This is a genomic window from Bartonella sp. AP7XZML (assembly GCF_042195745.1).
Lineage (GTDB): Bacteria > Pseudomonadota > Alphaproteobacteria > Rhizobiales > Rhizobiaceae > Bartonella.
In genome coordinates this window covers 23,148-49,564 of record NZ_JBHIOT010000003.1, presented here as the reverse complement: position 1 = coordinate 49,564, position 26,417 = coordinate 23,148, and the positions used below count along the sequence as shown (strand labels likewise).

Here is a 26,417-nt window from a genome sequence, read left to right as displayed (position 1 = left end):
GGATTTTTGGTTTGCACTTCAAGCCCCCCTCCGGTTGCGAGCGCCCTCGCATTGGTATTCCGGGAGTCTAAAAGTACTGAACCCTAGTCAGCTTTTTTGCTTTTAGTGCGGAAACGCACCTGGACATAGCAAAAACTCCCGGAATTCCGGGATACCCACAAGAGTGGGTTCAATTGTACGCTAGGGTTTAGGGCTTTTAGTTCCCTGTTGATCGTTGCGTGGACGATCAAAATTACACTTTAAGTGATAAAGTAATTTCAGAAGATTGGCAAGAAAAATCAAAATAATCTCAAAGACTATAAGATTGGGTACTTTTTAAAAAAGTGCGAAATATGGATTATAAATCGCGCTTTTACCTATCAGAATGTCGATAAAATATGGATTTTTAGTTTGCACTTCAAGTCCCCCTCCGGTTGCGAGCGCCCTCGCATTGGTATTCCGGGAGTTTGAAAGCACTGAACTCGATCAGCCTTTTGCTTTTAGTATTTATAATACTTGGACATAGCAAAAGCCCCCGGAATTCCGGGGATACCATTAAAGTGGTATCGATTTTTGTTTAGCGAGTTTTCAGGCTTTCAAATTCCTATTGGTCGTTGCGTATACGACCAAAATCACATGCCAATTAATAAAACAATTTCAGGAGATTGGCAAATAAAAATAGTTTTTATTTATAAACTTTATTTTTTAATGAGAGGCTTTCCGCCTCTTAAACTCTCCGGAACGCTCACCAAAATCATGACATCAGATCCGCTTTTAATGAGAGGACTAACAAGTCTTGGTTCTTAGTGTCAAGGAGACCATTACATGGCGCCTAACGGCGTCCTTGACCCCCAGAACTTAACGGCTTGTTTTGTCCCTCTCACGCGGCTCCGAAATCATGATTAGAAGGGGAGCTTATAGGGGGAGTGATATCAGGCATATCAATTTATCAAGGTGTTTTTAGAGTGTATGATGAGTATTTTAGGCTGGATTTTTTTGTCGCGTTTGATGAAATAATCTCGTTTGAGGGGTGATCTGAAGTGCTTGGGGGAGATTGGCTAGGCAAGAAGCTGGGGTAATACTATTGTTTATAGAGTGGTGCGGTGTGGAAGTTTCATTTGGCTTTATTCTGTAAATATGTAAAAGCGTAAAAACGGAAATGTGTAAAAAAGGAAGCTGGGACTTTATGTGGGGTGTATGCTTTTGGCATGGCATGGAATGTGGTGAGATAAATGGGGGAAAGAGTTTTTGTGAATGGAGTGGTAAGCTGGGATGAAGCCTGCTGGAGATTGAAGGGAGAAGAGAATGTGGGGGCGGAATAGGAATGAACAGACTAGAGGGGGTAAGAGGCGGTGGTGCGAAGGGATGCGTGAAGGATGGTGTGAGGAGATAGCGCTTTGCTTTTATGGTACTTGATGAAGTGGTGTCATTTGAGGGGGGGCTGAAGTCCGTGGATGTGGGGTGATCTGAAGTGCTTGGGGGAGATTGGCTAGGCAAGAAGCTGGGGTAATACTATTGTTTATAGAGTGGTGCGGTGTGGAAGTTTCATTTGGCTTTATTCTGTAAATATGTAAAAGCGTAAAAACGGAAATGTGTAAAAAAGGAAAAGGCTTTATGTCGTTAGAGGCGTTGTGGTTAATGATACGCAATGTATAGGGATCGTGTTTTCAAAGGTAGGAAGAACAACATAAATGGAAGGAGTGGCTTAGAGGAAGCGTGTGAAGAGAGAGAAAATGGGGAAGGCTGTATGGGAAATGCATAGAGTATGAAGTGTGGGGCAGTGAAGCATGTTGTGAATGGTGAGTGAAGAATGGAGAAGGTTTTTGAGAAAAGGAAGGGCTTCTGGCGTGAGGGGGAGTGGTGTTTATCTGAAGGGCACATGTTTAAGGTGTGGAAGGTGAGGAAAAGTTGGAGGGAGGATGATTGTTCGTAAGTTGTGGAGGGATTAGTCAGAGGTGTTGGGAAAATGCTTTAGGGGAAAAAATTAGCGTAATTTCTTGTCACACTGAAACCAAAATCATCATAAAAATTGAAGGAAATTAGCGGGTAAAATTGGTGAAAAAAAAGTTTTGATTCTTAAGGTGTGGGATGACGTTTTTTGAGAGCATGGAAGAGTAAACTTGAAAAACCTTTCCCTTTTTGTGGAATTTTTATTCACAAACTTAAGAAAATAGGATATGAACGCTGGAAATAACGCGCAGCTTAACAAAATATGTGCACTGTAAAGGAAATGTTTGTTTATGTCAAAAGAAGAAGTTTTAGAATTTTCTGGTATCGTTACTGAACTCTTACCTAACGCGATGTTTCGTGTGAAACTGGAAAATGATCATGAAATTATTGCCCATACCGCTGGTAGAATGCGGAAAAATCGTATACGGGTGTTGGCCGGTGATAAAATCATGGTGGAAATGACACCTTATGATTTGACAAAAGGGCGTATTACATATCGCTATAAGTAGCCTCGTGGGTGGCTTGCACTTTTTTCTAAAAGCTATCATATTATTTCTATTATTTTTTAACAGTTTTTTAGTTTGCTTTTCATGAGTGAAAAAAGAGGAGTGTTTGAAGAGCCTTGAAAAACTGTAAAATCGATGCGGAAAAAGGATAAGGAGATCAATAGCGCTTAAAAGGAGGCGCTTAAAAGGAGGCGCTTAAGGGGGTGAGAGAGAAGTCGATTGTGAAGGGGTGGAAATGAGAAATATAAGAGAGTGGGGGGAAAAACGTTTGGCAGATACTCTTACAGAAGAAATTCATTTGGTGCTTGCCTCCGCTTCGCCAAGGCGTTTAGCGCTCTTGGCACAAATAGGGATTGATCCCCAGCAGGTTTATGCAAGCGATATCGATGAAACGCCAAAATTAAAAGAACATCCTGCAAACCTTGCCAAACGTTTGGCAAAAGAAAAAGCACTGAAAGCCCAAAAAATTTTGCGCTGGTACAGTCAGAATGGTCAAGACGAGTTGCAGAATAGTCAAGAAAAATTACCTGGACAGAAAATGATTATCTTGGCGGCTGATACGGTGGTGGCTGTTGGGCGGACCATTTTCCCCAAACCAGAAAGCGAGGATGAGGCTTATGAATGTTTACGATACCTTTCTGGGCGTTCGCATAAGGTCTATGGTGCCATTTGTGCGCTTAATGAACGTGGAAAAATAACCGTAAAATTGGTTGAAAGTCGTGTTCGCTTTAGACGCTTAACCTCTGCCATGATGAAGGCTTACCTTGCTTCAGGAGAATGGCGAGGGAAAGCGGGTGGCTACGCTATCCAAGGAAAAGCAGGGGCTTTTGTTGTCCATATCACGGGTTCTTATTCTAATGTTGTGGGATTGCCTTTGGCTGAAACAGCCGATCTCTTGACCGCTTATCACTATCCACTTTTCACTCACTGGGCTGAACAAACGCATTAGAAAAACTTTAAGGTAAGATCAATGCAAGGTGAAAAGCAACAAAAAGAGAAAAGCAAAAATGAAAAAAAAGCAATAGAAGAAAAGTTAATGAAGAAGCCAATGACAAAGGTGTGCCAAGAACAAAAAGAGCTAAATTTGCAAAAAGAGACCCGTCCTCCGCATCCTTGTCCTATTTGTGGTCAGATGTCACAAAAATCTTCTTATCCTTTTTGTTCCACACGGTGCCGAGCTATTGATCTTAATCGTTGGCTTTCAGGCTCTTATATTTTACCACCCCCACCACAAGTAAGTGATGAAGAAGAATAAAGGATAGAAGAGGGAGGTGAGGCTTTTATTAAAGGGTGTTGTGGTTTTGAAAGGGGGTGAGAATGGAGAAAATGCCCTGGAAAGTCTGGTGACGAGGGAAGTTAAAGGGGATGAGAGCAGGGCTCGAAAAAATAACTGGGAAAGGGAGCCGTGGTGGGGAAATGAAAAAAAACTTTCTCACCCCCAGTTGTTTTCAAAGGGGAGTGAGGGGCTTATCAAGAAGAAAAAAGCTAGTTTCTTTTCATAATCTTCCAAGTTTTTCCATCAGACATATACATAATCTTTTGACCTGTGGTTATCTTTTGTGTGCCGTGAGTGGTGTGAAGCGTAGAACTGAAAGCCGCTAGATGATCTATAAAGATTGATTTCCACTTAAATGAATCAGGAGATGGCAAAAAGATATTGGGTGCCCAAGAACGATTTTTTGAACGAATAACGACAAGCTCTTTTTGTTTCAAAACGTTAGAAATTGTTTCTGCAGACAGATCTTTCTCATTGGAAATGGGTATTTCTGGTTTAGTAGTAGGCGAGGCTAAACCTCCAAAGTCGCTTATACTTGTCATGCAAAAGTTGGATGTACATGATGTTTGGATGAAGTCAGAATCTCGACACTTTCCTTGATTAGAAACTCTCAGACTTCCTTCGTGTAGCTTGTTTTGTTTTATGCCTTGAGGCTCAAAAAAAATCGAACTTTGTGGACTTAAATCATAACAGGAGGAGAGATGTCTCTTCCAACGAGAATGGTCTTCAACAAAACTTGAAGATTTACGGAGTTGTCCAAATGTATTTGGTACTTCTATGGTCCCAATATTCACTTTTTTACCCGTTATAAAATCGACTACTGTCGCTGTAACTAGATTTTCATTTTTTTCAACATATAATCGATATCTGCGTCCCATCTCCCATGGAAAGTTAATTTCACATCGTACTCCTGAACCTTCCTGAGTAAAATGCTTACATGTATTACCCTTCCATCCCGTTGCATTCCAGATAGAAAAATGAATGGTACGGCTGCTCCTGTTGAAAAAACCAATTTGTCCACTTTTTCCATTTTGGAATTCAAATTTATTTCCCCAGAAATAGATGGAGTTAGGCCCACCATCGTAATTTACTTGCTGGGTGAAAACAAATAGATCAAATGATGCATTTTTAAGCCATTCATGCTCTATTGTAATAACTTTGCCGGCAAAAATGGCATAGCTTGGTTTACTTATCAGAAGGAATAAAAGTATTAAAATAACCTTTTTTACAGTATGGTACATACTCAAATCCTCTATCTTAATAAAAATAGTGTAACTTTATAAGTATTAAAGCATAAATGCAATGATTTGTTAAGTAAAATTAGAGAAAATACTTTAATGTTTACTCTAAACTATATGCTGTAAAGACTACTTTGTTTAAAGTGTTTTTGCATGCTCCTTTTCTGCTGTTCAAATTTAAGTTTAATGGTGGAATTTAGGGGTGATGGTTTAAAAAGGGGAGTGATGATGGGGGGTATAAGAAAAGTTGCGGTTTTTATTTAAAATGATAGCGTATTTTTTTCTCCCTCTTGCTATGAGGCTTGTAGAAACCCATATTCTTTTTAGCACTATGGTTCTTCTTCTTGCTGCTTTTTTCGCGGTGTTTTTTAGAGGCTGGAAAATCCTTTCTGGATGTTTCTTTTGTGGAATATTGGAGAGGTTAAAGTGTGGTGATGGCTTGAGATTTAAGGAAAAAAAATGAACTTGGAAAAATATAGCGAACGCGTGCAGGGTTTTTTACAATCAGCACAAAATAGCGCTCTTGCTTCTGATCATCAGCAGTTTATGCCGGAGCATTTCCTGAAAGTGTTGTTAGACGATTCTCAAGGATTGGCTGCATCGCTTATCCAAAACGCTGGTGGTGATCTTACTCTTATTCAAAAGGCGCTAAAAGAAGCACTTGATGCTTTGCCTAAAGTGCAGGGGGGAAATGGACAGCTCTATCTTTCGCAGCCATTGGCAAAAGTTTTCGCGCTGGCTGAGGATATTGCGAAAAAAGCCGGTGATCAGTTTGTGACCGTGGAGCGCATGTTGCAAGCGCTGATCATGGAAAAGACCGCAAAAACAGCCGATATTTTAACAAGTGGAGGATTGACCCCGCAAGCGCTTAATCGGGCAATTAATGCGCTGCGGAAAGGAAAAACAGCAACAAGCCCCCATGCTGAAGGACAATATGATGCCTTGCAAAAATATGCCCGGGATCTCACAAAAGATGCCCGTGAAGGAAAACTCGACCCTGTGATTGGGCGGGAAGAGGAAATCCGCCGCACTATTCAGGTGCTTTCACGGCGTACCAAAAATAATCCCGTGTTGATTGGTGAGCCTGGGGTGGGGAAAACAGCTATCGTGGAAGGGTTGGCATTGCGCATTATCAATGGCGATGTGCCTGAAACTTTGCGGGATAAACAGCTTCATGCGTTGGATATGGGAGCGCTTATCGCTGGTGCAAAGTATCGTGGGGAATTCGAAGAGCGCCTTAAAGCGGTGCTGGCAGAGGTGCAAGCTGAAAATGGTCAGATCATTTTGTTTATCGATGAATTGCATAATCTCGTTGGCGCTGGAAAATCTGATGGTCCTATGGATGCTTCTAACTTGTTAAAACCTGCTCTTGCACGCGGAGAACTCCATTGTGTGGGCGCTACTACGCTCGATGAATATCGAAAATATGTCGAAAAAGATGCTGCTTTGGCACGCCGCTTTCAACCTGTCTTTGTACCTGAACCCTCTTTGGAAGATACTATTTCTATTTTGCGCGGTATTAAGGAAAAATATGAACAACATCACAAAGTGCGCTTGGCTGATAGTGCTTTGATTGCGGCGGCGCGTTTGTCTAACCGCTATATTACGGATCGCTTCTTGCCGGATAAAGCTATTGACCTTATCGATGAAGCGGCGGCGCGGTTGCGCATGCAGGTCGATTCAAAGCCGGAAGAACTCGATGCTGTTGATCGGCGTATTTTACAGTTGAAGATCGAACGGGAAGCTTTGAAAACAGATGTCGAGCCAACAGCAAAAGAACGTTTGAAAAATGTGCAGGAGGAACTGAAAACATTGGAACAGCAGTCCGCTGAGATGACAAGTGCTTGGCAGGCTGAGAAACAAAAATTAGGGCATGCTGCTGATTTGAAAAAACAACTCGAAGAAGCCCGTAATGCTTTGGCTATTGCACAACGTGATGGACAATTCCAACGCGCTGGAGAGCTCGCTTATAGCGTTATCCCTGAACTCGAAAAACAATTGAGTATTGCGGAAAATGATGACCAACAAAATCATCTCGTTGAAGAGACGGTTACTGCTGAACATGTGGCGCGGATTGTTTCACGCTGGACCGGTATTCCTGTTGATCGAATGCTGGAGGCAGAACGGGAGGCGCTGTTGCGGATGGAAGATGAAATTAGCAAACGTGTGATTGGTCAGGGAGAGGCTGTTCAAGCTGTTTCTCGTGCTGTACGCCGCGCGCGTGCAGGGTTGCAAGATCCCAATCGTCCGCTTGGCTCTTTCATGTTTTTGGGTCCTACTGGTGTGGGGAAAACCGAATTAACCAAAGCTCTTGCCGCTTTTCTTTTCCAAGACTCCAATGCCATGTTGCGCATCGATATGTCGGAATATATGGAAAAGCATGCTGGGGCGCGGCTGATTGGGGCGCCACCTGGATATGTTGGATATGAAGAGGGTGGGGTGCTGACGGAGGCTGTACGTAGAAGACCTTACCAGGTCATTCTATTCGACGAAATTGAAAAAGCACACCCTGATATTTTTAATCTCTTGTTGCAAGTGTTGGATGAGGGACGTTTGACCGATAGTCAAGGACGTACCGTCGATTTTCGCAATACCTTGCTGATTATGACTTCTAATCTTGGTGCTGAATTTTTAACTGCTTTGCCTGAAGGGCAAACCGTTGAGCAGGCAAAAAATGATGTTATGAATGTCGTTAAAGCGGCTTTCCGTCCTGAATTTTTAAACCGTATTGATGAGATTATTCTCTTTCAAAGGCTGCAACGTCACGATATGGAAGCGATCGTCGATATTCAGATAGAACATTTGCAAAATTTGCTCAATGAACGCAAAATAACTTTGCAAATCGAGCCAGAGGTGAGAAAATTTCTTGCCGATAAAGGCTATGATCCCCTTTATGGTGCGCGTCCGCTTAAACGGATTATTCAAAAAGAAATTCAAGACCCACTGGCGGAAAATATCTTATTTGGAAAAATTCACGATGAGACAACGGTGAAAATTACAAAACAAGGAGATCGATTGGAATTTTTGCCTGAAGATTAAGTTTGGAAAAATTCATGGTATAAAGGGCGGTGATAATCCTATTATGTGATAAACACCGCTCTTTGAAGCGTGCTGATTTAGAAAAATTCACGATGAGACAGCGGTATTTTATTGCAAAGCAAAGGGAGTGGTCGGTGTTTTTGCATGTTAAATGAGTGTTCTCGAATATCGTAGGATTCTTTTACTTCTGGTTGTAGTGAAAGCTATTTTCTTGCAATGTTATAAGTGAAGTCACAAGCGGGATTGCTTTATTGCTTTGTGCGTAAAAGCGTTAAAGAGAAATGCCGTTTATCCGCCGTAAAACATTGCTCTTTGAAGGGGTGTGCTGGTTTGAATTCGACTTAAGGGAATATGAATGGAATGATGTTGATCGTTGCGCTTTTGCTTAATCAGAAATCAACCACAAGATTGCTTTTTGTTTTTTCGGCTGAAGTTCTCTAAAGTTTTTTAAAAGTGCCTGTTCTTTTTCGCTATAGGTTTCTTGATCGTGGTGTAAGAGAGTTTCTTTTGTTGAAAGATCTTATTTTGTGGCAAGGTCTGCATAAAAGAAGTGTATGGGGACATCTAGTTTTTTGGCTATTTCTAGTAAACATTTGGCACTTACACGGTTTGAGCCTTTTTCGTATTTTTGGATTTGTTGGAAACTGACACCTAAATGGCTTCCTAATTCTTTTTGGGAAAGCCCTATTGCAATGCGTCTATGACGGATTCTTTTGCCTATCAAAATGTCGATAAAATGTGGATTTTTAGTTGGCACTTCAAGCCCCCCTCCGGTTGCGAGCGCCCTCGCATTGGTATTCCGGGAGCCTGAAAGCACTGACCTCGAATCAGCATTTTGCTTTTAGTGCTCATCGCACCTGGACATAGCAAAATCTCCCGGAATCCCGGGACACCCACAAGAGTGGGTTCATTCTTATGTATCGAGGTTTCGGGCTTTCAGTTCCCTATTGATCGTCGCGTATACGACCAAACTCACCCTTTAAGTAATAAAGTAGTTTCAGAAAATTGGCAAGAAAAATCAAGAATTTTCTATTCTATTATGCCGTAAAACAGGGGGATGGTGTGTTGGTTTGAATTTGATTTAAGGATGTTTTGTTGTTTGATATATTATTGAATAATGTTGATCGTTGTGCTTTTGCCTAATCAGAAATCAACCACAAGATTGCTTTTTGTTTTTTCGGCTGGAGCTCTCTAAAGTTTCTCAACAGAGTGTATTCTTTTTCGCTATAGGTTTCTTGATTGTGGTGTAAGAGGGTTTCTTTTGTTGGAAGATCTTCTTTTGTGGCAATGTCTGCATAAAAAAAGTTCATAGGAACTTCTAGTTTTTGAGCAATTTCCAGTAAACATTTGGCACTTACACGATTGAAGCCTTTTTCGTATTTTTGGATTTGTTGGAAACTGACACCTAAATGGCTTCCTAATTCTTTTTGGGAAAGTCCCATGGAAATGCGTCTATGACGGATTCTTTTGCCTATCAAAATGTCGATAAAATGTGGATTTTTAGTTGGCACTTCAAGCCCCCCTCCGGTTGCGAGCGCCCTCGCATTGGTATTCCGGGAGTTAAAAACACTGACTTGACTCAGCTTTTTGCTTTTAGTGCCAAAGCACCTGGACATAGCAAAATCTCCCGGAATCCCGGGATACCCGCAAAGCGGGATAAATTTATGTGTCAAGTCTTCGGGTTTTTAATCCCTATTGATCGTTGCGTAGACGACCAAAATTACACTTTAAGTGATAAAGTAATTTCAGAAGATTGGCAAGAACAATCAAGAATTTTCTATTCTATTATGCCGTAAAACACTGCTCTTTTAGGGGGAGTGAAGAGCTAGAATATTTGAGGGCAGGGCTTGATTTGTTGAGCCTGATGAAGTGTTGTCGTTTGAGGGGGGGGTCTGAAGATTGTAAGGGGTACTAGGCAAAAAGCTGGGTTCGTTTATAGACTATTGTTTATAGAGCGGTGCGGGGTGGTGAACCTTTCGTTGGCTTCGTTCTGTAATGATGTAAAAACGTATATCCGTAAAAGTGAAGTGGGGGATTTGTGGATTATATATTGTGCGTGTTTTTGGTCACTTTGGGCTTTTGGGGGCGTGGAATGTGGTGCGAGGATTGGGGGGAAGTGTTTTCGTGAATGGAGGGGGAAGCTGGGAGGAAGAGGGGTGTTCAGTTGTTAAGTGTGTGATGGGAGAGAAAAGGGGGAATGGAGGATGAAGAGAGTGCGCATGGATAAGAGGAGAGTGTGGGTAAGGCGGGTGTTGCAAAGAGATGCGTGAAGGATGGCGGTTTTTAAGGAGATAGGGCTTGATTTGTCGAGCCTGATGACGTGCTGTCGTTTGAGAAGTGGTTGGGTGTAAGCTTTATTTTGTGGGGAAAGTTGCTTTTTATTATGGGATTGTAGACTAGTGCTGGTTGGGAATTTTCATTCTTTGAGACGTGGGGTGGAGGTCAATGTAATAATATGGAAGATTGTGATCTCATAATTTTTACATTCTTTCTTTTTTTTAAGCAAATAAGCAAGAAAAATTAATATATTACTTGATATTAGAGTAAATGCTTATATCAAGAGGAGTATTTCTTTAAAAATTTTTACTAAACTTATTAAGCGATTTATTAGAATAAAAGACTCTTCTGAAGTTCATATCACCAATTGTATCGAAGGAAGTGTAACTTTAAGTGTAGAAAAGTTTAATATCGGATGGTTGATATGAATTTGTTTTTAAAAAAGAGTCCATTAGCTCTTTTTTGCTCTCTCTTTATTTCCAAAGTTGGTGATTATGCTTATGAAGTTGTTTTTATTTTACTGGTCTTAGAATTAACAGATAACACCTTTTTTACAGGTCTTGTGTATTTTTTTCGATTTATCCCTTTTCTCTTTTTTGGCCCTATAGGAGGTTGGTTAGCGGATAATTTTTCTTTGAAGAAAAATATGATCTTAAGTGAAGTTGTTAGATTATTAGCTTCATTGTTTGTTTTTATAACTTATATAACAGGTACGGCACATATCATTGTTCTTATTTTTGCAGCAATATGTACAACGATAGGAAGAAGTATTTTCCAACCAAGTTTTCAAGCTGCTATTCCCAGAATGTTTTCAATAAAAGATCTTACAAAGGCCAATAGCATTGCTCAAATTATCATGGAAACGGCAGCCGTCATTGGCCCTTTGGTTTGTTCCATACTGCTTTTTTTAGCAAATAAATCGGCAGTACTCATTTTTGATTTTTTTACCTATTTTATATCTATTATCGTGTTATTTAATCTCATGAATTTAAATTCAAGCGAGAATAAATCATTCAATTTTATAAAAATTTATCGAGACACAGCTTCATATCTTAAATATATTTCTACAGAAAATAATAATTTATTTATTACGCTCGTTGGCTCGTCGTTTGCTATTCTCTTTACGGGTGCAATTTTAAGATTTTTAATTCCAGCTTTTGTTCTTTTTGTGGGGGGAGAGGAGAGTCTTGTGAGTTATATTTTTTCTCTCATGGCTGTTGGAACTATTGTTGGTGGTTTGTTATATAGTAAAATTATATTAAATATTACTTCGTTGAAGCTCATGATATTTTGGCTTCTTTATGGGGTTATTCTGTTTGTTATGCCCTTAGCTGCAGAAATTTATTTAAAATTCCTTCTCGTGTTAGCATTTGTTTTAGGATTTATTGGTGCCTTTGTGGATATTGGTTTAGTCTCAGCTATTCAATTATATTCTCGTCGTGAAGATTTTGGTAAGAGTTTTGGAACCTTTTCAACTTTAGCAAACTCTGCGGAAGCAATGTCTGGCTTTATTGCTGGACTTTTGGCTCTCGTGGGATTGTTAAGCTCTTTTTTAGCGATGTCCGCATTAATTATTTCCACGGGAATTATTGGCGTTGTAAAAATTAAGAAAAATAAAGAGTTAACACCTCTTAACACGACAGTCGATGACGACCATTGATATATTTGATATCTCCATGCCGTTTCTTTTTTCTAAAGACGGTTCGCTCATTATCTTATTCATGAGGTAAAAACACAGCTCTTTGAAGGGGGTGCTCTGAAACGAATGAGTGGTCAGTGGTGGAAACTTGCTAGGCAAGCATTTGAATTCTTTACAGACCGTTGTTTATAGAGTGGTACGGGGTGGTGAACCTTTCCTTGGCTTTGTTCTGTAAATGTGGAGAAGCGTAAAAATGTGAATCTGTAAAAGTGAAGTGGAGGATTTATGGGTTCATATATTGTGCGTGTTTTTTGTCATGATATGGAGGGGTGAGAAGGATTGGGGGGAAGTGTCTTCGTGAATGGAGGGGAAATGAAGGGTGCTGTGCGTTGGTTTATGTAATGCAATACACCATGAAAGTAAGTATACATATACTATATGCTTTACATGTGTTTTTTCGTACTTTTAACATATATATTTTGTGTCTTAAACATAAGCTTTGAGTACTATGAGAGATGGTGGTCGTTTTTTAAACAAGCGAGAAAGTGATTAACTAATGCTTGATAGTAAAGCAGTATGTTGTTAAGGCTATTCTTTGAAAGGATGCTCTTATTTCTGGTGTAGGAGCTTCTCAGAAGAGAATACAATTAATAGGGGAGTTAAGATGTCAAAATATTTATTTCCGTTACCGCTTGTATTGGTGGCTGGTTGTGCATCTATCAATAATTATTCATCAAGTTATGTCAGTCCAAATATTACGAAAGATGATGTAAAATTAATTGCTAACGATTTTGTTCGTAATCTTAAAAAACCTTTACCGCCCGCTACAACAACACTTATTGTGAAAAAAAATAAAACAGAAGACAACTTTACTCCTGTATTTATTGATCTCTTGCGACGGAATGGATATAACGTGATCTATACAGATCAACCAAACAAACAGCAAAATGGTGTAATCTTGACTTATCAAATAACGCCAATAAAGACAGGTATCATGTCTATGGTTTCTTATGATGAGGTTGGAGTAACCCGTTATTATTTCCGTACTTATAATAGATGAAACCCCTTTGCCGGTTTGTCTCAAAGAAGTAGATAATGAAGAAATGTGTTTCAGGGGAAGTGTTGGGATTGAATTAATCAATAAAAATTTGCAGATATGAAATTGCATATTCAGACGATAGTTATTCGTCGTCTCGTTTACAATTTCAGTGTTGTAACGAAGAAAGATGTCGTTTTATCTGTTTGCAATCCTTCATGTTCTGTCTCAGTTATATAGCGCTTTTATCGTTTCTGTCTTATAGAAAATTACTTTCTGTTCTACGGCTCTATATGCCAATCTAATAGTCAGATCTAAACAATCAAATTCATATGAACTCTTTACAGAAATCTGTTGTTTGAGATTATTAAAAAGGTGTTTTGTTTTTATCAAATTGTCGCGTGGTGGTTTGGGAGTTTCCTTTGGCTGCGTTCTGTAAATGTGTAAAAGCGTAAAAATGTGAATCTGTAAAATGAAGCGGAGGATTTGTGCTTTGTGAGAGCTTTTATTATGGCATGGAATGTGGTGCGAGGATTGGGGGATGTATTTGTGAATGGAGCGGGGAACGCTGGGATGAAGAGTGGCTGTTAAGTTGTGAGTGTGTGATGGGAGAGAAAAAGGGGGAATGGAGGATGAAGAGAGTGTGCGCATGGATAGGGGGGAGAGTGTGGGTAAGGCGTTGGTGCAAAGAGATGCGTGAAGGATGGCGAGGAGATAGGGCTTGATTTGTCAAGCCTGACGAAGTGCTGTCGTTTGAGGAGGGCGTCTGAAGACTGTAAGGGTACTAGGCAAAAAGCTGGGTTCGTTTATAGACTATTGTTTATAGAGCTGTGCGGGGTGGTGAACCTTTCCTTGGCTTCGTTCTGTAATGATGTAAAAGCGTAAAAATGTGAATCTGTAAAATGAAGCGGAGGATTTGTGCTTTGTGAGAGCTTTTATCATGGCATGGAATGTGGTGGGAGGATTGGGGGAAGTGTCTTCGTGAATGGAGGGGAAATGAAGGGTGCTGTGTGTTGGTTGGAGAAGGGTGTGTGGGGAATGGCTGTGAACAGATTGCAGAGCTGATGTGTTAAAGAGATGTGAAGAGAGAAAAATCTCGTGGTGGGCGTTTATATTCTATGCGGAGCTTAACAATTATAGTTGCATCTATATTTGTATGGGGATATCCGTGAAATGGGTGTGAGAAGCATTGAGAGGTGTTTTCTTAATAAGTGGGTGAATGAGCAATACAATGAAAGCCTATTTAGAGGGGAAATCCTATTTAGAGGGAATTCTATTTAGGCGGAAGCCCATTTAGAGGGATGCCTATTTAGGAAAAATCCTATTTTAGCTCTTGTTGTTTTAGACATTGTGTTTTGTATGAGGGGCATTTTGCAGAAAAGGTGTTTTGAGGGATGTGGATCCCTTAAAGAAAAACACAAAAATATCAAAAGAAAAATATAAAAACTTGACAAGGTAAATGTAAAAAGGTATCATAATGATACAATCGGAATTGTGCGTTTAAATCAGAAGAGATCTTTTGATAAGATTCTGTGAGAGAGGTGGGGATGTTTTTCCAAGGTTTTGGTGTTTTTATCCTATTTTGAAGTTTGTTATCCTATGATGTCGTAAACCGGTGCCTAAACCGTTTTTTGAGATGTGGTGGTATCAGGCGGCAAGGCTTTAGGCAGAGGGGGATATTGGCAACGGATGTCGATTGATGTGCTTTTGTCTAATCAGAAATCAACCACAAAACTGCTTTTTGTTTTTTCGGCTGGAGTTCTCTAAAGTTTTTCAAAAGGGCGTGTTCTTTTTCGCTGTATGTGTCTTGATCGTGGTGTAAGAGAGTTTCTTTTGTGGGAAGATCTTCTTCTGCAAAAATATCAGTATAAAAAAAGGTAATAGGAACTGCTAGTTTTTTAGCAATTTCGAGTAAACATCCTGCGCTTACACGATTGGAGCCTTTTTCGTATTTCTGGATTTGTTGGAAACTGACACCTAAATGGCTTCCTAATTCCTTTTGAGAAAGCCCCATTGAAATGCGTCTGTGACGGATTCTTTTACCTATCAAAATGTCGTAGAAATGTGGATTTTTAGTTGGCACTTCAAGCCCCCCTCCGGTTGCGAGCGCCCTCGCATTGGTATTCCGGGAGGTTGAAAATACTGAACTCGAATCAGCTTTTTTGCTTTTAGTGCTGACAAGCACTTGGACATAGCAAAAACTCCCGGAACTCCGGGATACCCGCAAAGCGGGATAAATTCATGTACGAGTTTTCGGGTCTTCAACTCCCTATTTGACCGTTGCGTGGACGATCAAAAACACAGATCAATTCATAAGGCAATTTCAGAAGATTGGCAAGAAAAATCAAAATAATTTCAAAGACTATAAGATTGGGTACTTTTTAAAAAAGTGCGAAATCTGGATTTTTTGTTTGCAATTCAAGCTCCCCTCCGGTTGCGAGCGCCCTCGCATGAGTATTCCGGGAGGTTGAAAGTACTGAGCCTAATCAGCCTTTTGCTTTTAGTGCTGACAAGCACTTGGACATAGCAAAAACTCCCAGAACTCCGGGATACCCACAAAGTGGGGTAAATTAACGTTTGAGTTTTCGGGCTTCAACTCCCTATTGATCGCTGCGTAGACGATCAAGGCACCTTTTGAGTGATAAAGTAATTTCAAGGGATTGGCAAGAACAATTAAAAGATTTGGAAAATGAGAGCATTTTTTTGTATCTTAAAAATTATCTCATTATCTTCTTATGCCTTATGCCTTATGCCTTATGCCTTATGCCTTATGCCTTATGCTGTAAAATATTGTCATTTGAGATAGGGTGAGATGGGGGCATTAGAGGCAAGGATATGCCGTCGAGGGACCTTCAAGCATATCAATTTATACGGTGCTTTTTGTGAGAGTGTCTGGATATTGGAGGGTAGGGGTTATCTGTCCGTGTCTGGTGAAACAGTATCCTTTGAGGGGTGGTGAGGGGTGTTTTCCAAGTGCAATATACGCGATAAAAGTTGAATTGTTTACAGACTCTTGTTTATTGAGTGGTGGGCTGGTTTGGAAATTTCATTTGGCTACTTTCTGTAAAGATGTAAAAGCGTAAAAACGCGAATCTGTAAAATTGAAGTGAAGAATTTATGCATTGTATGCTTTTGTCTTGGCATGGAATGTGGTCGGAGAACTAGGGGACGCATTTGTGAATGGAGCGGGGAAAGCTGGGATGAAGCATGTGAAAATTGGCACTGTGGGAGAAGCTTTTTGGTGTGTGTGTGTGAAGCTTTGTCTTTTGGGTGGGGTATTTGCTTCGAAGCGGAATTGATCGGTATTTGTAGGAGCTTTCGCTCTTTGTGTTGGAGAGGGACGGGTGTAAGAATATTCAGAAAAGCCTTGCTTGTTGAATCCGTTGTTTGAGGGGTATGGTATGCTGATCTGTCTGAGTGGTTGGTAGGAGGAAACTGCTACAAGATGTTGGATTCTTGACAGAGCAGTATAAGACGCTGGGAGAACAGTTTCATTTGCTGCCTTTTGTAAAGATGGAAAAGCGTAAAAATGTGAATCCGTAAAAGTGAAGTGAAAGATTTATGCGTTGTATGTTTTTGTCTTGGCATGGAATGTGGTCGGAGAACTAGGGGACGCATTTGTGAATGGAGTGGGGAAAGCTGGGATGAAGAGGGGTATAAATCGCGTTGACGGGAGATAAGTGTGTGAGGGAATATTTTAGGGTAGGGCTTATCTGTCTTGTCTGATAAAATTGCCTTCTTTGAAGTGTCGTGATCTGAAGCTTATATTTTAAGGATGTTGGATATATTGGTGAGGGATGTTGATGGGTGTGCTTTTGTCTAATCTGAAATTAACCACAAGATTGCTTTTTGTTTTTTCGGCTGGAGCTCTCTAAAGTTTTTCAAAAGGGCGTGTTCTTTTTCGCTGTATGTGTCTTGATCGTGGTGTGAGAGAGTTTCTTTTGTGGGAATATCTGCTGTTAAAAGGTCCGCATAAAAAAAGTTCATAGGAACCTCTAGTTTTTTAGCAATTTCGAGCAAACACCCCGCGCTTACACGATTTAAACCTTTTTCATATTTTTGGATTTGTTGAAAACTGACACCTAAATGGCTTCCTAACTCTTTTTGAGAAAGACCCATTGAAATTCTTCTATGACGGATTTTTTTACCTATTGAAATGTCGTTGAAATGTGAATTTTTAGTTTGCACTTCAAGCCCCCCTCCGGTTGCGAGCGCCCTCGCATTGGTATTCCGGGAGTAGTAAAGTACTGAGCTCTAGTCAGCATTTTTGCTTTTAGTGCTTATCACACCTGGACATAGCAAAAACTCCCGGAATCCCGGGACACCCACAAAGTGGGTTCATTCTTACGCTAGAGCTTAGGGCTTTACTATCCCTTATTGATCGTTGCGTGGACGATCAAAAACACAGAACTATCAATAAAGTAGTTTCAGAAGATTGGCAAGAAAAATTAAAATGTTTGCTATACGGTTATACTGTAAAATAGGGATGTTTGGGGGTGGTAATCTGATGTTAGTAGGGGAATTTATTGGGTAAAAGGTTGGATGATAGTTTAAAATCGGTGCGGGGTGGAAGCTTTATTCAGCAGAGGAAAATTTGCTTTTTGAAGTCGAATTGTAGATCAGAGCTTATCTGGCGTGTTTGATGAAACACCATTCTTTGAAGTGTGGGATAGCCATATGAAATAATCAGCAGGGAAATCTGATAGACGAGAAATCAGCTTGTTGACAGACCCGTGTTTACAGAGGGGCGTGGGGATGGTGGTTTTTGAGTTTCGTTTGGCTGCTTTCTGTAATGATGGAAAAGCGTAAAAATGTGAATCTGTAAAATTATGCGGAGGATTTGGGCTTTATGTGGGCTCTTATCTTTTTGGGTGTGTCCCATTTTTAATTGTTGAATGCTTGGCAAATTTTGTTGCTGATTTTTATGTCATTTTTTGTGTTTGAGGTTTTGGTTTCTCTTTAGTTGGAAGGAACATGATGATGGTAGATGAACATTGTCTTCCCTTACGTCGAAGAGGGCGGAAAAAAGGGGCTTTAAATAAAACAACAAAGCGATTTAATGAAGCTCTTTTGACAGCGGCGGAGCAGGCTGGATATCACTATGGTGAAGATGGGCTGGTGTCTTATCTTCAGTATCATGCGTTGAATAATCCTGTTCCTTTTTTTTCGCTGCTGGCAAAAGTCTTGCCTCTTCAGGGGGCTGGAGAAGGGCAGGTTAAAACAGTTTCGCGTATCGAGATTGTACCAGTGAATGCAAAAAATAGCGAACCGGAGAAGCATAATACCTCGATAACTGAGGCTTGAAGAAGGCGCTGTGATGTTTGGGCATTTACTGGAGAGCAGAATATTTTGGTGGGAGATATTTGGGCTTCCTATGTCGAGATGCCGGCTTTTATGGGCGATGACAGAGGGGTGTGTACTGAAGAGCTGATACCCGAGAGGTACAATGCTTAGGGGGCGTGGTTGTTATCTACTGTTTTGGATTTTTTGTAAAGGTTTGGTCTTTTCTCGTTATTGAAGGTGTGGAGATATCAAAAACAGTTTCGCGTATTGAGATTGTACCAGTGAATGCAAAAAATAGTGAACCGGAGAAGCTTGATCCTTTGGTCACTGAGGTTTGAAGCTACGAGAAAATATTGGGTTGGGCACATGATGTTTAAGGGATATTGTCTTTGAACGGGGATGCTAGATGTTTGTCTGAAAGCTTATGATTGAAATTGCGGTGAGGGGCGTGTGCTTTAGGCGTGTGAGCTGTGACGTTGTTAAGCTTTGGTGGGGGAAGCATGAGGACGTGGACTGGAGGAGACTTCGGTGCATATGGTGTTTTTTGGAGGTACATGGCGTCTGGGGTGGTCTGTTTGAAGGGGGGCCGGCAAGATGCTTTTATGGCGATGCGTGAGGGGCGTGTGCTGAAGAGGTGATACTCGAGAGGTACAATGCTTAGGGGGCGTGATGATATTTGCTGTTTTGGATCTCTGGTGAAGGTTTGGTCTTTTCTCGTTATTGAAGGTGTGGAGATATCAAAAACAGTTTCGCGTATTGAGATTGTACCAGTGAATGCAAAAAATAGTGAACCGGAGAAGTGTGATACCTCGATAACTGAGGCTTGTGATATTGAAAAATGTTAGGCTGAGGTGGGTGATGTGGGGTGATGTCTTGCAAGGGGGCTGCTTTGGTGATTGCCTATCTTGAGGGGATTGAAGCGGAGGCTATCGTGCTTGTGGGCGCTCGTGATATTGGGAAGGGGCTTTGGTGAATGATGCCGTAAGGGCCCCCGTGTGCTGGAGGGAATTTGGTGCAGGGTATTTGTGTGGTGGATATGGAACAGTGTTTTGATGGGTGAGGGGCATGAAACTTGAGAGAAGTGTTATACTTGCGGGATGCATGTGTTTTGGTGGGGGTATCTTGGGGGATAAAGTGTGAGGATTGGTGATGCTTGAGAGGCATGATATTGGAGGATGTTGGGCTTTGGATATGCCTGAGAGCCATGTGCTGAGGCTATGATTTGGTTGGGGGGATACCTTGCTTGTGGTTGGGGGATGACAGGCGCGGTGTTTGAGGGGGTGGGGCTTTTGTGCCTTGGGGGCTTGGGGCGCATAGGTGGGGTCAAGGGGATCTCATGCAAAAAAGTGAAATTTATTGAATATTAGGATGAAGAAAAGATAAAGCGCTGCTTTTGAGAAGGGCGTTTTTCGTTCTATTGCTCTTTTCGTTCAATTGCTCTGGGATCATTAAACTTGGGATAAGCAAAAGGGTGCAGCGCAATTATTGCTAAAGTATGAAAATTTATAATGACAACTGTTCAGAAAATTTCTCAAAAAATTGAGCAGAAAACGGCTCAAGTGGCTCTTATTCCAAAGCTTATTCCTGTCTTTACTGGAAATGCCGATGTGCGAGCCGCTTGGGGAGGACGCGGTTCTGGAAAAACACGTTCTTTTGCTTTGATGTCTGCCGTGGTGGGATATCGCCATGGAATGGCTGGAGAACGCGGGATTATTCTTTGTGCACGGCAATTTCAAAATTCTCTTAATGAAAGTTCTTTGGAAGAAATTAAACGCGCTATCGAAGCTTATCCTTTTTTACAAGATTATTATGAAATCGGCGATAAATATATTAAGTCAAAAGATGGACGGATTGTCTATGTGTTTGCTGGGCTTGATCGCAATATCGCAAGTATTAAATCAATGGGGCGCGTTTTCCTTTGTTGGGTCGATGAAGCTGAGCCCGTGACAGAAACTGCTTGGCAAACACTTATTCCAACTTTGCGCGAAGAAGGAAAAGATTGGAATGCAGAATTATGGGTCACATGGAACCCATGCCATGAAAATGCAGCCGTGGAAAAGCGTTTCCGAAATGTCGATAATCCTCATATCAAAGGGGTGGAAATCAATTGGCGTGATAATCCGCAATTTCCTGAAAAACTCAATCGTGATCGAATGGACGATTTGCAGCAAAGACCAGAGCAGTATAACCATATTTGGGAAGGCGAATATCTCCAAGCTGTCCAAGGGGCTTATTATCAGAAATGTCTTCTCGAAGCCGAAATGGAAGGGCGGATTACAACTGTTCCACGTGATCCTTTGATGCAGGTGAGAATCTTTTGGGATATCGGGGGAACAGGAGCAAAGGCCGATGCTACCGCATTGTGGGTGGCGCAATTTGTTGGACGGGAAATCCGAGTGCTCGATTATTATGAAGCCCAAGGACAACCTCTCTCAGAGCATGTGGGCTGGGTCTTTCAAAGGGGATATGAAAAGGCTCTTATGGTTTTGCCTCATGATGGCGCAACAAAAGATCGTGTCTATAATGTGAGTTTTGAAAGTGCCCTTCAACAAGCCGGTTTTCAAACCAAAATAATTCCTAATCAAGGAACAGGCGCTGTGAAAATGCGTATCGAAGCCGTAAGGCGGTTGTTTCCTGCACTATGGTTTAATCGTGAAACGACATGTGCGGGCAGAAAAGCGCTTGCTTGGTATCATGAAAAGCGCGACGAACAGCGCAATATCGGACTAGGGGCTGAACATGATTGGGCTAGCCATGGCGCCGATGCCTTTGGACTGATGTGTGTGGCTTATGAACAACCAAATGCTAAAGCGCGAAAAAAACCTTATCGCTCGTTTCACCATTCTCAAACTTCATGGATGGCTTTTTAATGAATAGTTCTACAGATTCTTCTTTTAATCAAATCGAAACGCTTGAAAATCAAGCTCTCTTTAAAAAACTCGTGGGTTGGTATCAGGATGATATTGATCATGTCGAAAAATGGCGAAAAAATGCCCAGGAAGATTACGATTTTTATAATGGACGGCAATGGAATGAGCAAGACTTGGCTGTCTTGCACGAACAAAACAGACCGGTGATGACTTTTAACCGTATTGCGCCTTTAATTAATGCCGTGATTGGGGCTGAGCGCAATAATAAAAGGCAAGTGCAATTTATTCCACGACAAGAAGGGGCTGCCTTTGCAAACCAGATTTTGACAGGGGCGGCTGAGTGGTTTCGTGATGAAGCTGACGGGGAATACGAAGATTCCGATGCTTTTCAAGATGCAATTATTTGCGGAATGGGCTGGACAGATACACGCCTTGATTATGAACAAGATCCGCAAGGAAAACCAATCATTGCACGTTTAGACCCGATGAAAATGGTGTGGGATGCAAGTGCTGTCAAGCCTAATCTCATTGATGCACAACGCTTATGGTATATTGATGAAAAACCCCTTGCTGTGGCGCAGGAAATGTTTTCCCATGTTCATTGGAGCGATCTTAATGCTGATTGGGTTAAACATCAGAGTTTTTTACATTCAACCAGCGATGGGATGACACAAAGTTATCAATCCGAGAGGGGGTATCAAGGAGAAGAGGGGAGCGGCTATCAACGTCCTAAAATGGTGACATTGGTAGAATGTCGCTGGTTTGAACGCGAGGTGGTTTATAAAGTTCTCGAGCCTCTAAGTGGAAAGTTTGTCGATTATTCAGAGCAGGATTTCCAAAATTTAAGCAAAACCTTTCCTCATGTCCAGGCAACAAGGTTGAACAGAAAAATTGTCAAACGGGCATTTTTAGGTAGAAAGCTTCTTGAAGCGCCTGATAAGCCCTTGGTTCCACCCAATCAATTGGGATGGGAGTGTATTACCGGTACTTTTGATAAGTTAAGCCGGCAATTTTATGGAATTGTTAAGCCAACAAAAGATCCGCAACGGTGGGCAAACAAATATTTTAGTCAAGTGATGCATTTGCTCAATAGCCAATCAAAAGGCGGAATTATGGCAGAACGCGATGCTTTTGATGATGATCGACAAGCCCTCGAGAGTTGGGCTAGAGCCGATAGTATTACTTGGTTGAAAAGTGGTGCTGTGTCTGGGGGAAGAATCCAACCTAAACCCGTGGCACAATTTCCGCAAGGGTTTTTCCAATTGTTTAATGAAGCAAAGAGCGCTCTCGAACAGGTGACGGGGTTGTCTTCTGAATTTATTGGGACGCGAGCTGTCAATCAGCCTGGCATTCTTGAACAACAACGGCGACAATCGTCACTTAATCTTTTAGCTTCCTTTTTTGATGGGTTGCGTCGATATCGGCAACGACAGGGAAAAATTATTCTCTATCTTATTCAAAATTATCTGTCCGATGGGCGGTTGGTGCGTATTGCCGGTGATGAAAATGCCCAGTATGTGCCGCTGACACGCGAAATGGTGACAAGCTTGGAATATGATATTGTCGTGGATGATGCACCAACAAGTCTTAATGAAAAAGAGCGTACTTTTGCACTGATCATGCAATTGCTGCCTTTGATGCAAAATTTTACAACGCCTGAGATTATGCTCGATCTCTTACGCTATTCGCCTTTACCAGCTTCACTTATTCATAAAATTGCGATAAAGGCGCAAAACTCTTTTCAAGAAGAGCAAAATGCCTCAGCGCAGATGGGGGATAATGTGGGGACAGAGCAGATAATGCAGATGTTGCAGACAGCAAAGGCTCAACAATAGGGTGCTTTGTCATGCGTGACTTCTGATAAACGCCATATATCATAAATTGCTTATCGATTTTCGTAGTGCATGGGCTCCCTTTTCTCAAAAGAACTGTTTTGTAGGGCAGGACTGTTGGGAAAAGCAGGGTGGAGAGGGAGTCTTGCCGTCATGTGGGGTGGAGAGCATTGGGGGGAATGCTGGTGCTAAATGATGAGAGAGCATTGAGGGGATAAATGCTTATGGGGCTGTTTTATCTGAAAAATTTGATTTTATTGTTTAAAAAAAGAGAAGGCTAATGTCATGGATCAAGAACACTTAACGCCGGCAGAACAAAACCAATTGAAACAAGATTTTCTGGTCTCAACACAAGAGGGAGAAAATGGTGAAATTGCAAGAGAAGAAAAAACTCTTGAAGATAATTTTCAAGGGCAAATGCTTCAACAACAGGACTCTTCGCAAAAGGCTGGAAAAGAGGTTCAAGGGGGAGAAGATGTTCCACCAGATCCACAAAAAGACTTCATGGGCTATATGCAATGGTTGGGAAAAACACTCCAAAAACAAGGGTTTGCACATGAAAAACCCCAAGATAAACCGACTGTTTGTGAAGCAGAACAGTTGCATGCATTTTATCAACAGTCTGTTGCCAGTGTTAAACAAAAGCATCATGATTTTGATCAAGCGGCTGATTTTATTTATGAAACGAGGGCTAAACAGTTGGCAGCTTGTGCTTCGCTCTATCCTGAGATGGCAGACCCCAAAAATATTGATGCGTTGATTGGTGATGAGTTGAAGCAGATCTTGCGCGATTGTGCGCAAAAAAATCAAAATCCGGCTGAAGTGATTTACACGATCGCACAAAAAATTGGCTACACAAATGTTCCGAATAACATGGGTGAAAATTTACAGGAAAGACACAATTCTGCACGTACTCTTGCTGCTTATAACGGTTTAACGCCAAATGGGCCGATTTCTTTGGATATGCTTGATAAAATGTCAGAAGCAGAGTTTAGCGCTTGGGTTGCTGATCCTAAAAATAAAGCCGCTTTTAATCGTTTAATGGGGGGAAGAGAATTTTAAAAACAAGAATGTGGCAGGTGTTTTTTGCGGGAATGTTAAGAGGCTTTTAGCGCAGGAGAATGCGGGGGAGTGTTTTTTGCGGGAATGTTAAGAGGCTTTTGGCGCAGGAGAATGCGGGGGAGTGTTTTTTGCGGGAATGTTAAGAGGCTTTTGGCGCAGGAGAATGCGAGGGGATTTCTCAAACACGGATGTGGAGAGGAGAGCTCTTATAAGGGGGAGGCAGACGCTAACAGAAATTAGATAAAACTCACAAACAACCTATTCACCATTTGAAATGAAATGTGGTGTTTTAACAACCGGCGCTTTGCCGGGTTTTTTATGTCAATAAAACTTTTAGAGGACAAAATGACTGTAACTTATATCGGACTTAATGACCCAATGGCAGTGCGCACATGGTCTAAATTACTAAACCAAGAAGTCTCAAAAGCACTTCCAATTGCACCGTTGATTGGAAATGATTCAAACAGTATCGTACAATTAAAAGATGAAACCACGAAAGCAAGTGGGGATGCTATTAGCTTTAATTTGCGTGTGCAGTTGCTAGGCGATGGGGTGAGCGAAGGGCAGACATTGGAAGGCAATGAAGAAGCTTTACAGTTTCTCAATGATCGCTTGGCAATTAATGAACTCGTTCATGCTGTGCGTGTCAAAAATGAGGGAACGATTGATCAACAACGAATTCTCCATGATTTGCGCACCGAGGCAAAAAATGGTTTGGTTGATTGGTATGCAGATCGTCTGAGTATGATGTTCTTCATTCAAGTTTGCGGGTATACCGCTAAAGCTATTAACTTTGAGGGACGTACGATTAATCTTAAACCTGTTCATTATGGTTTTAATGCGCCAACGGCACCAACCGATAAACGCATTTTGCGCCCTAATGGAAAAACAAAAGATGAAGATTTAAAAGAAAATGATACTTTTGATCTTGATCTGGTTGATAAAGCTGTTGAACGGGCTAAATTGGCAAATCCAAAAATTAGACCCGTGCGGATTGATGGGGAAAATGTCTATGTGCTTTATCTTCATCCAACCCAAGTGACGCAATTGCGAACCAATACAGATGCGGGGCAATGGCTCGACATTACTAAGGCAATCTATAGTGGAAGTCGTATCAAAAATCCGCTCTATGATGGATCTTTGGGCATGTATAATGGTGTGGTTTTGCGCGAAGCTGAACATATTACCGAAGGAGTCGAATCTGGGACGGCAAATAAAGCTGTACCAAATGTGCGTCGTGCTGTTCTGCTTGGTGCGCAGAGTGCTGTGATTGCTTTTGGTAAAGATCGAGGGGCGACACGCTATAAATTGGTGGAAGAACTCTTCGACTATGAAAGAGAATTCGGGGTCGCGGCAAAAACCATTATTGGTATGAAAAAAACTTGCTTTACCTTGCCAGGAAGTACGCAAGGGGCTCAGGATTTTGGCACTATCGTCATTCCAACTTATGGAGCACCCGCTTAAAGCGAACGCTTGCTCTCTTCCCCCAATAAGAGGGATCTGTTGGGGGAAAAATTTAAAATGCTTCCAGAAACAAGGACAGGCTTATGACCACTTTATCCACTGATCCCCAAAATCTAAACCTTACACATTCAGACCATTCTAAAACTTTTGCTTATATGGTCGCGCTTATTCAAGATGAAATTGACGATACAACAGCGGAATATTCCCTGCAAATTCAAGATTCAATTTTTACGGCTTTGCGTTTGTGTGAACGCGAACCCTTTTTCTTTAATGAAAAAAGAGAAAGGACGTTTAAAACACAAAGTGGTAAAACATGGTATGGGCAAGAAGAGGGAGTTTTTATTGAATCAGAAAAGAGTTTAGAGGGCGTCTTTTTAGCAACAAAGAATGTAACACCAACAAAGTTGTTCTTTAAGCCCTTGGAAGTGTTGCATCAACAATATGGTATGCATCCTGCGCTAGGAACGCCATTCTTTTATACGTGCCTTGATCAAAAAATAGGACTCTTTCCAACACCAGAACATGTGGAAGCTGTACAGCTTTCTTATGCTCCTGTTCATTTTGCCGATGAACAGCTGAAAGAGGATGATAACCCTTGGTTGATTTATGCTTTTGATCTTATTAAAGCACGAGCAAAATATGAACTTTATAAAAATATCCTTAAAGATCCTGAATATGCCGCCGTTTCTTTCAGAGATTTTCAAGAACAGCTTCAAGCTTTGCGCATTGAAACATCGCGCCGAAAAGGTTCTTCAAAGATTCGCCCAATGCGTTTTTAAAAAGGCTTTTTTCCAAATCGTTTATGGCTGGCGTTGAAGGTTGGTTTGGCACTGGTGGCTGGTTTGTCACTTATGGCTGGATTTGCGCGTTGGGTGTTGATGGTGAAGGGCTGGTGGATGGCGTTGGGGTGGCCATTATTGATGGTATCGTTTTTTTGGTGCGTTAAACAACCTAAGGTTGTTTATT

Annotated in this window: 21 protein-coding genes and 1 pseudogene; 17 read left to right on the top strand and 5 right to left on the bottom strand. The window is 41.3% G+C overall.

Translation table 11 applies throughout. The features are described from left to right. Positions 1–2,219: 2,219 nt before the first annotated feature. The 4 genes from infA to ACFILT_RS00455 all read left to right on the top strand — a co-directional run bounded on the left by infA (position 2,220) and on the right by ACFILT_RS00455 (position 3,937). Positions 2,220–2,438, top strand: coding sequence for a translation initiation factor IF-1 (gene infA, locus ACFILT_RS00470; protein ID WP_004857577.1), 219 nt, complete (start codon positions 2,220–2,222; stop codon positions 2,436–2,438). Positions 2,439–2,670: 232 nt separating this feature from the next. Further along, positions 2,671–3,384, top strand: a complete 714-nt coding sequence (locus tag ACFILT_RS00465) for a Maf family nucleotide pyrophosphatase (protein WP_375678438.1) — start codon at positions 2,671–2,673, stop codon at positions 3,382–3,384. A 21-nt stretch (positions 3,385–3,405) separates the two neighbouring features. Continuing rightward, complete coding sequence (yacG, locus tag ACFILT_RS00460; RefSeq protein WP_375629124.1) at positions 3,406–3,690, top strand: DNA gyrase inhibitor YacG; 285 nt, start codon at positions 3,406–3,408, stop codon at positions 3,688–3,690. Between the two features lie 16 nt (positions 3,691–3,706). Then, a complete protein-coding gene (locus ACFILT_RS00455) occupies positions 3,707–3,937 on the top strand; it encodes a hypothetical protein (RefSeq protein ID WP_375678439.1) in 231 nt (76 codons plus the stop codon). Here ACFILT_RS00455 and ACFILT_RS00450 read toward each other — a convergent pair. After that, complete coding sequence (locus ACFILT_RS00450; protein ID WP_375678440.1) at positions 3,921–4,952, bottom strand: DUF3472 domain-containing protein; 1,032 nt, start codon at positions 4,950–4,952, stop codon at positions 3,921–3,923. The genes ACFILT_RS00455 and ACFILT_RS00450 overlap by 17 nt on opposite strands. Before the next feature lie 456 nt (positions 4,953–5,408). Here ACFILT_RS00450 and clpB point away from each other — a divergent pair, with 456 nt between their 5' ends. After that, a complete protein-coding gene (gene clpB / locus ACFILT_RS00445; RefSeq protein ID WP_375679408.1) occupies positions 5,409–7,988 on the top strand; it encodes an ATP-dependent chaperone ClpB in 2,580 nt (859 codons plus the stop codon). Between the two features lie 385 nt (positions 7,989–8,373). Here the strand turns inward: clpB and ACFILT_RS00440 are convergent. Both ACFILT_RS00440 and ACFILT_RS00435 read right to left on the bottom strand, forming a co-directional pair. Then, a pseudogene (locus ACFILT_RS00440) lies at positions 8,374–8,745 on the bottom strand (helix-turn-helix domain-containing protein). A 382-nt stretch (positions 8,746–9,127) separates the two neighbouring features. Continuing rightward, positions 9,128–9,499 (bottom strand): helix-turn-helix domain-containing protein, encoded by a 372-nt coding sequence (locus tag ACFILT_RS00435; protein WP_375678443.1) that lies wholly within the window; start codon positions 9,497–9,499, stop codon positions 9,128–9,130. Between the two features lie 541 nt (positions 9,500–10,040). On the opposite strand from ACFILT_RS00435, the gene ACFILT_RS00430 reads away from it, so the two are divergent. The 3 genes from ACFILT_RS00430 (at position 10,041) to ACFILT_RS00420 (ending at position 12,964) form a co-directional block, all read left to right on the top strand. Next, on the top strand, positions 10,041–10,196 hold the full coding sequence (locus ACFILT_RS00430; RefSeq protein WP_273791293.1) for a hypothetical protein: 156 nt from the start codon (positions 10,041–10,043) through the stop codon (positions 10,194–10,196). Positions 10,197–10,689: 493 nt separating this feature from the next. Beyond that, positions 10,690–11,925 (top strand): MFS transporter, encoded by a 1,236-nt coding sequence (locus ACFILT_RS00425; protein ID WP_375678573.1) that lies wholly within the window; start codon positions 10,690–10,692, stop codon positions 11,923–11,925. A 643-nt stretch (positions 11,926–12,568) separates the two neighbouring features. Then, positions 12,569–12,964 (top strand): hypothetical protein, encoded by a 396-nt coding sequence (locus tag ACFILT_RS00420; RefSeq protein WP_375678571.1) that lies wholly within the window; start codon positions 12,569–12,571, stop codon positions 12,962–12,964. 1,687 nt (positions 12,965–14,651) lie between these two features. Here the strand turns inward: ACFILT_RS00420 and ACFILT_RS00415 are convergent. Together ACFILT_RS00415 and ACFILT_RS00410 are read right to left on the bottom strand one after the other, a co-directional pair. Continuing rightward, a complete protein-coding gene (locus ACFILT_RS00415; RefSeq protein WP_375678572.1) occupies positions 14,652–15,023 on the bottom strand; it encodes a helix-turn-helix domain-containing protein in 372 nt (123 codons plus the stop codon). A gap of 1,736 nt (positions 15,024–16,759) precedes the next feature. Next, positions 16,760–17,128 (bottom strand): helix-turn-helix domain-containing protein, encoded by a 369-nt coding sequence (locus ACFILT_RS00410; RefSeq protein WP_375678570.1) that lies wholly within the window; start codon positions 17,126–17,128, stop codon positions 16,760–16,762. 789 nt (positions 17,129–17,917) lie between these two features. On the opposite strand from ACFILT_RS00410, the gene ACFILT_RS00405 reads away from it, so the two are divergent. The 9 genes from ACFILT_RS00405 (at position 17,918) to ACFILT_RS00365 (ending at position 26,397) form a co-directional block, all read left to right on the top strand. After that, a complete protein-coding gene (locus ACFILT_RS00405) occupies positions 17,918–18,244 on the top strand; it encodes a hypothetical protein (protein ID WP_375671982.1) in 327 nt (108 codons plus the stop codon). Positions 18,245–18,399: 155 nt separating this feature from the next. Continuing rightward, a complete protein-coding gene (locus ACFILT_RS00400; protein ID WP_375678569.1) occupies positions 18,400–18,561 on the top strand; it encodes a hypothetical protein in 162 nt (53 codons plus the stop codon). Between the two features lie 315 nt (positions 18,562–18,876). Further along, entirely contained in the window at positions 18,877–19,068 is a 192-nt protein-coding gene (locus ACFILT_RS00395; protein ID WP_375678566.1) for a hypothetical protein, read from the top strand. 663 nt (positions 19,069–19,731) lie between these two features. Then, positions 19,732–21,093: a PBSX family phage terminase large subunit gene (locus tag ACFILT_RS00390; protein WP_375678565.1), complete on the top strand. Its 1,362-nt coding sequence runs from the start codon at positions 19,732–19,734 to the stop codon at positions 21,091–21,093. Then, positions 21,078–22,928 (top strand): portal protein, encoded by a 1,851-nt coding sequence (locus ACFILT_RS00385; RefSeq protein ID WP_375678564.1) that lies wholly within the window; start codon positions 21,078–21,080, stop codon positions 22,926–22,928. The genes ACFILT_RS00390 and ACFILT_RS00385 overlap by 16 nt, the downstream gene beginning before the upstream one ends. 282 nt (positions 22,929–23,210) lie before the next feature. Continuing rightward, a complete protein-coding gene (locus ACFILT_RS00380) occupies positions 23,211–23,987 on the top strand; it encodes a hypothetical protein (RefSeq protein WP_375678563.1) in 777 nt (258 codons plus the stop codon). A 345-nt stretch (positions 23,988–24,332) separates the two neighbouring features. After that, entirely contained in the window at positions 24,333–25,451 is a 1,119-nt protein-coding gene (locus ACFILT_RS00375; RefSeq protein ID WP_375678562.1) for a N4-gp56 family major capsid protein, read from the top strand. Positions 25,452–25,534: 83 nt separating this feature from the next. After that, a complete protein-coding gene (locus ACFILT_RS00370) occupies positions 25,535–26,230 on the top strand; it encodes a hypothetical protein (protein ID WP_375678561.1) in 696 nt (231 codons plus the stop codon). A gap of 23 nt (positions 26,231–26,253) precedes the next feature. Then, positions 26,254–26,397, top strand: a complete 144-nt coding sequence (locus ACFILT_RS00365) for a hypothetical protein (RefSeq protein WP_375678560.1) — start codon at positions 26,254–26,256, stop codon at positions 26,395–26,397. Positions 26,398–26,417: the final 20 nt, after the last annotated feature.